Origin of the sequence: Streptomyces thermovulgaris (assembly GCF_002155915.1) — a bacterium.
Classification (GTDB): Bacteria; Actinomycetota; Actinomycetes; order Streptomycetales; family Streptomycetaceae; genus Streptomyces; species Streptomyces thermovulgaris.
This window is the reverse complement of record NZ_MUME01000118.1, coordinates 1-6428: the sequence shown is the minus strand read 5'-3', so window position 1 is coordinate 6428 and position 6428 is coordinate 1. Positions and strand designations below refer to the sequence as shown.

Genomic DNA, 6428 nt, shown 5'->3' with positions numbered 1-6428 from the left:
GACCACCACCGCAGGAGCCCCCGTGACCCGGTCAGAACCCCGCTTCCGTGCCCAGCCCGGGCCCGCCCCCCGGCGGCAGCCCGACCGGCCCCGCGCCGCCGTCGTCACCGGCGGCTCCCGCGGGATCGGCCGTGCGACGGCGACCCGGCTGGCCGCCGACGGCCTCGCCGTCGTGGTCGGATACGCCGGCAGCCAGGACCGTGCCGAGACCGCCGTCGAGGAGGTCGCCGCAGCCGGCGGCCGGGCCGTCGCCGTACGGGCCGACGTCGCCGACGAACAGCAGGTGACGATGCTCTTCGACACCGCCGAGGCCGAGTTCGGGGGCGTCGACGTCGTCGTCCACGCGGCCGGCCGGATGCGTCTGGCGCCCGTCGCCGAACTGGATCTGGCGGAGCTGGACGCGCTGCACCGCACCAACATCCGCGGCACCTTCGTCGTCGCCCAGCAGGCCGCCCGGAGGCTGCGCCGCGGCGGGGCGCTCATCACCTTCTCCACCTCCGTGACCGGGCTGGCCCTCCCCGGCTACGGCGCCTACAGCGCGAGCAAGGGCGCCGTCGAGGCACTGACGATGATCCTCGCGCGCGAGCTGCGCGGCCGGGACGTCACCGTCAACGCCGTGGCCCCCGGGCCCACCGCCACCGACCTGTTCCTCCGGGGCAAGGACGAGGAGACCGTCGCCCGGCTCGCCGCCCAGCCGCCGCTGGAGCGGCTCGGCACCCCCGACGACATCGCCGAGGTGGTCGCCTTCCTCGCCTCCCCGGCCGGCCACTGGATCAACGGCCAGGTCGTCCGCGCCAACGGCGGCATCGTCTGACGGCCGTCGCACCTCCCCGCCGGCACCGGCCGCGCCGGCCTGTTTCGGGGCACCGGCCGCACAGGATGTCCGCGCCGGTGGTCGCGCACGGTCCGGCGGACCCCTAAGGTCGTGGCGGACCCGGGCGCCGGACCCGTTCGCCGGGGCGGAGCCGGGGTGGAGCCAGGGCGAAGGAGGAGGGGCGTGCAGACACTGCCGTACGGATCGTGGCCGTCGCCCGTCGACGCGGCGCTGGTCGCCGCGCACGGCGGCAGACCGGATTTCGTGGGCTTCGTCGGCGACGAGGTGTGGTGGACCGAACCGCGGCCCGCGGAGGGCGGCCGGCGGACGCTGGTGCGGCGCCGCTACGAGCAGTCCCCCGGGGAGGGCTGCGTGGAGGAGACGGTGCTGCCGGCGCCGTGGAACGTGCGCAGCCGCGTCATCGAGTACGGCGGCCGTCCCTGGGCCGGGACGGTGTGGAACGGCGCACCGCTGGTGGTGTTCGTGAACTTCGCCGACCAGCGGCTGTACCGGTACGAGCCCGGCGGCGAGCCGCGCCCCCTCACACCCGTCTCGGCGGTGGGCGGCGGACTGCGCTGGGCGGACCCGCTGCTGCGCCCGGAGCGCGGCGAGGTCTGGTGCGTGCTGGAGGAGTTCACCGGCGACGGACCCACCGACGTACGGCGCCTTCTGGCCGCCGTACCGCTGGACGGCTCGGCGGCCGGCGACCGGGCCGCCGTCCGGGAACTCACCGACGACCGGCACCGGTTCGTGACCGGCCCCCGGCTCTCGCCCGACGGACGGCGGGCGGCATGGCTGGCCTGGGACCATCCGCGGATGCCGTGGGACGGCACGGAGCTGAAGGTGGCCGAGGTGGGGGAGGACGGTTCCCTCGGTGCGCCCCGGACGGCGGCGGGCGGTCCCGAGGAGTCGATCGTCCAGGCGGACTGGGCCGCCGACGGCTCCCTGCTGTACGTCAGCGACCGCAGCGGCTGGTGGAACCTCTACCGCGACGGCACGCCGCTGTGCCCCCGTGAGGAGGAGTTCGGCGGACCGCTGTGGACGCTGGGCCGGCGCTGGTTCGCGCCGCTGGACGACGGGCTGATCGCGGTCGTGCACGGCCGGGGCACCACCGCCCTCGGCATCCTCGACCCGGAGACCGGCGAGATCGCCGACGCGGCCGGGCCCTGGACCGAGTTCGACGCCACGCTCGCGGCCCGGGGCGAGCACGTGGTGACGGTCGCCGCCGGCCCGCGCAGCGCCCACGAGGTCGTCGAGCTGGACACCAGGACCGGCCGGACCCGGGTGATCGGCGCCGCCCACACCGACCCGGTGGACCCCGCCTACTACCCCGAGTCGCACACCCGCACCTTCACGGGACCGGACGGCCGTGAGATCCACGCCCACCTCCACCCGCCGCACCACCCCGAGTGCACGGCACCCGACGGCGAGCTGCCGCCGTACCTCGTGTGGGCGCACGGCGGGCCCACCGGCCGGACCTCCCCGATGCTCGACCTGGAGATCGCCTACTTCACCTCGCGGGGCATCGGCGTCGTCCAGGTCGACTACGGCGGCTCCACCGGATACGGCCGGGAGTACCGCAACCGGCTGCGCGGGCAGTGGGGCGTGGTCGACGTCGAGGACTGCGCGGCCGTCGCGCTCGCCCTCGCCGAGGAGGGCACCGCCGACCGTGCGCGCCTCGCGATCCGGGGCGGCAGCGCGGGCGGCTGGACCGCGGCGGTGTCCCTGACCACGACCGATGTGTACGCCTGCGGCACGATCCTCTACCCGGTCCTGGACCTGACCGGCTGGAGCTCGGGGGGGACCCACGACTTCGAGTCGCAGTACCTGGAGTCCCTGATCGGGCCGCTGTCCGAGGTGCCCGAGCGCTACGTCGAACGCTCGCCGCTCGAGCACGCCGACCGTCTCACCGTGCCGTTCCTGCTGCTGCAGGGCCTGGACGACGTGATCTGCCCGCCGGAGCAGTGCGAACGGTTCCTGGCCCGGCTGAAGGGCCGGGGCGTGCCGCACGCGTATCTCGCCTTCGAGGGCGAGGGGCACGGGTTCCGCCGGGCCGACACCCTGGTGCGGGCGCTGGAGGCGGAGCTGTCGCTGTACGCTCAGGTGTTCGGCCTGGACACGGCGGGCGTCCCGACCCTGGAGCTCGGCACGTGAAGGACGTGCACGCGACGGCTGCGCACACGACGGACGTGCACATGCAGGACGTGCACACGGAGGACGTGAAGGAAAGGACGTGAAGGAACTGCGCCGCCCCGAGCGGCTCGCCCCCGGTGCCCGGGTGGCCGTCGTCGCCCCCAGCGGGCCCGTGCCCGAGGAGCGGCTGCGGGCCGGGCTCGACCTGCTGCGCGGCTGGGGCCTGGACCCGGTGGTCGCGCCGCACGTACTGGACCGGCACGACACGTTCGACTACCTGGCGGGACAGGACGCCGACCGCGCCGCCGACCTGCAGAACGCCTGGTGCGACCCCTCGGTGGACGCCGTGCTGTGCGCCCGGGGCGGCTACGGCGCACAGCGCATGGTGGACCTGCTCGACTGGGAGGCCATGCGGGCGGCCGGGCCGAAGGTGTTCGTCGGCTTCAGCGACATCACCGCGCTGCACGAGGCCTTCGCCACCCGGCTGGGCCTGGTCACCCTGCACGGGCCGATGGCCGCCGGCGTCGACTTCGTCAAGAACGCCCGCGCCCAGGACCACCTCAGGGCCACCCTCTTCGCCCCCGAGACGGTCCGCACGATCGCCTCCGGCGGCACGGCCCTGGTCCCCGGACGGGCCCGGGGCGTCACGCTCGGCGGCTGTCTGGCCCTGCTCGCCGCCGGCCTCGGCACCCCGCACACCCGGCCCGGTGCGGCCGGCGGCCTGCTCTGTCTGGAGGACGTGGGCGAGGAGACGTACCGCCTGGACCGCTATCTCACCCAGCTCCTGCGCGCCGGCTGGCTCGAGGGGGTTTGCGGGCTGCTCCTCGGCTCCTGGGAGAACTGCGACACCCCCGGCCGCGTCCGGGCCCTCCTCGCCGACCGGCTCGGCACGCTCGGCGTCCCCGTCGCCGAGGACTTCGGCTTCGGCCACTGCGACGGGGCACTGACGATCCCCTTCGGCGTCAGGGCCGAACTGGACGCCGACGCGGGCACCTTGACACTCGACGAGCCCGCCCTGCGCTGAGCGGACGCGGGGGCGGTGCCGGACGCGCGGCCGTGCGCGGAGCGACGTAGGGTGACGGGGTGCCGAGCACCGCTTCCCGCCATCTCGCCGAAGGACCCCGTGTGGGCATCCGTCCCTTCACCCCGGAGGACGGCGCCGAGTTCACCGCCCGGGTCCGGGAGAGCAAGGACCTGCACCGTCCGTGGCTCTTCCCGCCGGACACGGCCGAGGCGTACACCGCGTACGTGCGGCGGCTGATCGAGGACCCGGCGCGGACCGGCTTCCTGGTCTGCGAGAAGCACGACGGCTCCCTCGCCGGCTTCGTCACCGTCAACAACATCGTGTACGGCGCCTTCCGGTCCGGTGCGCTCGGCTACGGGGCCTTCGCGCACGCCGCCGGGCGCGGTCTGATGCGCGAGGGCCTCGACCTCGTGATCGGGTACGCCTTCGGTCCGATGCGACTGCACCGGCTGGAGATCAACGTCCAGCCCCGCAACACCGCCTCGATCGCCCTCGCCCGTGCCTGCGGCTTCCGTCTGGAGGGCTTCTCCCCGCGCATGCTCTTCGTCGACGGCGACTGGCGGGACCACGAGCGCTGGGCGCTCACCGCCGAGATGCGCGCCTGACCCGGCCCTCCTCCGCCCGGCCTCCTGGGCGCGTTCCCGCCCGGCCGGCTCAGCCGCGGCGGTCCGCGTACTCGTACACCGTCCCGTCCGGGTGCATGGCGATCAGATTGCGGCCCAGCGGAGTGGGGACCGGGCCGGCGAGGATGTGCGCGCCGAGCTCGGTCAGCACCTTGTGGGTCTCGTCGACGTCCGTCACGGCGATGGTCGCCGCCACCTTGCGCAGCACCTCCAGCTGGGACTCGGGGCCGCTCATCAGCAGAAAGCAGCCGACCGCCGCCACCTGGACACCACCGCGCTCGAACCGGAGCGCTCTGCTGCCCGCGAGACGTTCGTAGAACGGCACCGCAGCGTCCAGATCGTCGACGCAGACACGTAGGCTGGCACCCAGAATCTCCATGCGCACGAGGGTAGTTGGCCATGGAACGGCATGGGGCGCGCTGCGCGGGGCCGTCCGGTTCCCGGCCGCCCGGGCCCATGCCGGAGCGCGGTGAGGACAACGGCTTCAAAAGCCGACGGGCCGCCGACCGGACCGGGTGCTTGTCGGTTTCCTGCCGACGGACACCCATGCGTGCCGCGGCCGTGTCCCACCGCGGCACGGCCGGACAGGTCACGGCCGCCCCGATGGGCAGGGACACCGCCCCGGACAGCGCACCGATCACCGGCCGCACGAACGGGCTCCGGCCCCGCGCCGTGTTCCAGCCGTGTTCCGGGGGCGGCAGCGGCCCGGGAACCACAGCGTCCGCAAGCCGGCCCGCCCGGCCGCCCTCGCCCGCCCGGCGGAGCCGGCCGGGCCGGGGTGCCCGGGCGTCGCGGCGGATGCGGCGGTGACCTCGGCCGCGGCGTTTCGGCCGGTGGAAGCGGACGTTTGGGGGCCCGGGCCGGGGGGACGCGGAAAGTCCCTTGTCTGGCCCGCGACAGCGCCGGAGGCGAACCGTGAGTCGACCCCGCATCGTGATCGTCGGTGCCGGCTTCGCCGGCTACCGCGCGGCCCGGACCCTGTCCAGGATGTCCCGGGGCAAGGCCGAGATCACCCTGCTCAACCCGACCGACTACTTCCTGTACCTGCCGCTGCTGCCCCAGGTCGCCGTCGGCATCCTGGAGCCGCGCCGGGTCGCCGTCTCCCTGTCGGGCACACTGCGCCGCGTCCGGCTGGTCCTCGGCGAGGCCGACGACATCGACATGGACGCCCGGACCGTGCACTACACCGACCCCGAGGGCGTGGAGGGCACGCTGGAGTACGACCGGCTGGTGCTGGCCGTCGGCAGCGTCAACAAGCTGCTGCCGATCCCCGGTGTCACCGAGCACGCCCACGGCTTCCGGGGCATGCCCGAGGCGCTGTACCTGCGGGACCACGTGGTCCGCCAGATCGAACTCGCCGCGTCCACCGACGATCCCGAGGACTGCGCGGCCCGCTGCACCTTCGTGGTCGTGGGCGCCGGCTACACCGGCACCGAGGTGGCCGCGCACGGTGCGATGTTCACCGGCTCGCTGGTGCGCAACCACCCCCTGCGGGAGGGGATGCGGCCCCGCTGGATGCTGCTGGACATCGCGCCGCGCGTGCTGCCGGAGCTGGACGAGCGGCTGTCGGTCACCGCCGACCGCGTGCTGCGGCGGCGCGGCGTCGAGGTGCGCATGGGCACGTCCGTGAAGGAGGCCACGCACGACGGGGTGCTGCTGACCGACGGCGAGTTCGTCCGCAGCCGCACGCTGGTGTGGTGCGTGGGCGTACGGCCCGACCCGCTCGTCGAGCGGACCGGGCATCCGCTGGAGCGCGGACGGCTCGTGGTCGACCCCTTCCTGCAGGTGCCGGGGCGGTTCGGATCGGGCACCGCGGCCGCGTCCCCGCAGGCGA

General features: G+C 74.8%; 6 protein-coding genes. 5 read left to right on the top strand and 1 reads right to left on the bottom strand.

Annotation, left to right across the window (positions count from 1 at the left end; translation table 11 throughout):
- Positions 1-124 precede the first annotated feature (124 nt).
- From CCN35_RS12200 to CCN35_RS12185, 4 genes are all read left to right on the top strand, one after another.
- Positions 125-814, top strand: coding sequence for an SDR family oxidoreductase (locus CCN35_RS12200; RefSeq protein ID WP_245863131.1), 690 nt, complete (start codon positions 125-127; stop codon positions 812-814).
- Between the two features lie 183 nt (positions 815-997).
- Positions 998-2968, top strand: a complete 1971-nt coding sequence (locus CCN35_RS12195) for an LpqB family beta-propeller domain-containing protein (RefSeq protein WP_067388988.1) — start codon at positions 998-1000, stop codon at positions 2966-2968.
- Between the two features lie 79 nt (positions 2969-3047).
- On the top strand, positions 3048-3971 hold the full coding sequence (locus CCN35_RS12190; protein ID WP_067388986.1) for a S66 peptidase family protein: 924 nt from the start codon (positions 3048-3050) through the stop codon (positions 3969-3971).
- Positions 3972-4030: 59 nt separating this feature from the next.
- Positions 4031-4576 (top strand): GNAT family N-acetyltransferase, encoded by a 546-nt coding sequence (locus CCN35_RS12185; protein WP_067388984.1) that lies wholly within the window; start codon positions 4031-4033, stop codon positions 4574-4576.
- 49 nt (positions 4577-4625) lie between these two features.
- On the opposite strand, the gene CCN35_RS12180 is transcribed toward CCN35_RS12185, so the two are convergent.
- On the bottom strand, positions 4626-4973 hold the full coding sequence (locus tag CCN35_RS12180; protein WP_067389224.1) for a VOC family protein: 348 nt from the start codon (positions 4971-4973) through the stop codon (positions 4626-4628).
- A 536-nt stretch (positions 4974-5509) separates the two neighbouring features.
- Here CCN35_RS12180 and CCN35_RS12175 point away from each other — a divergent pair.
- A partial coding sequence (locus CCN35_RS12175; RefSeq protein ID WP_158100393.1) for an NAD(P)/FAD-dependent oxidoreductase occupies positions 5510-6428 on the top strand: 919 nt, incomplete at its 3' end.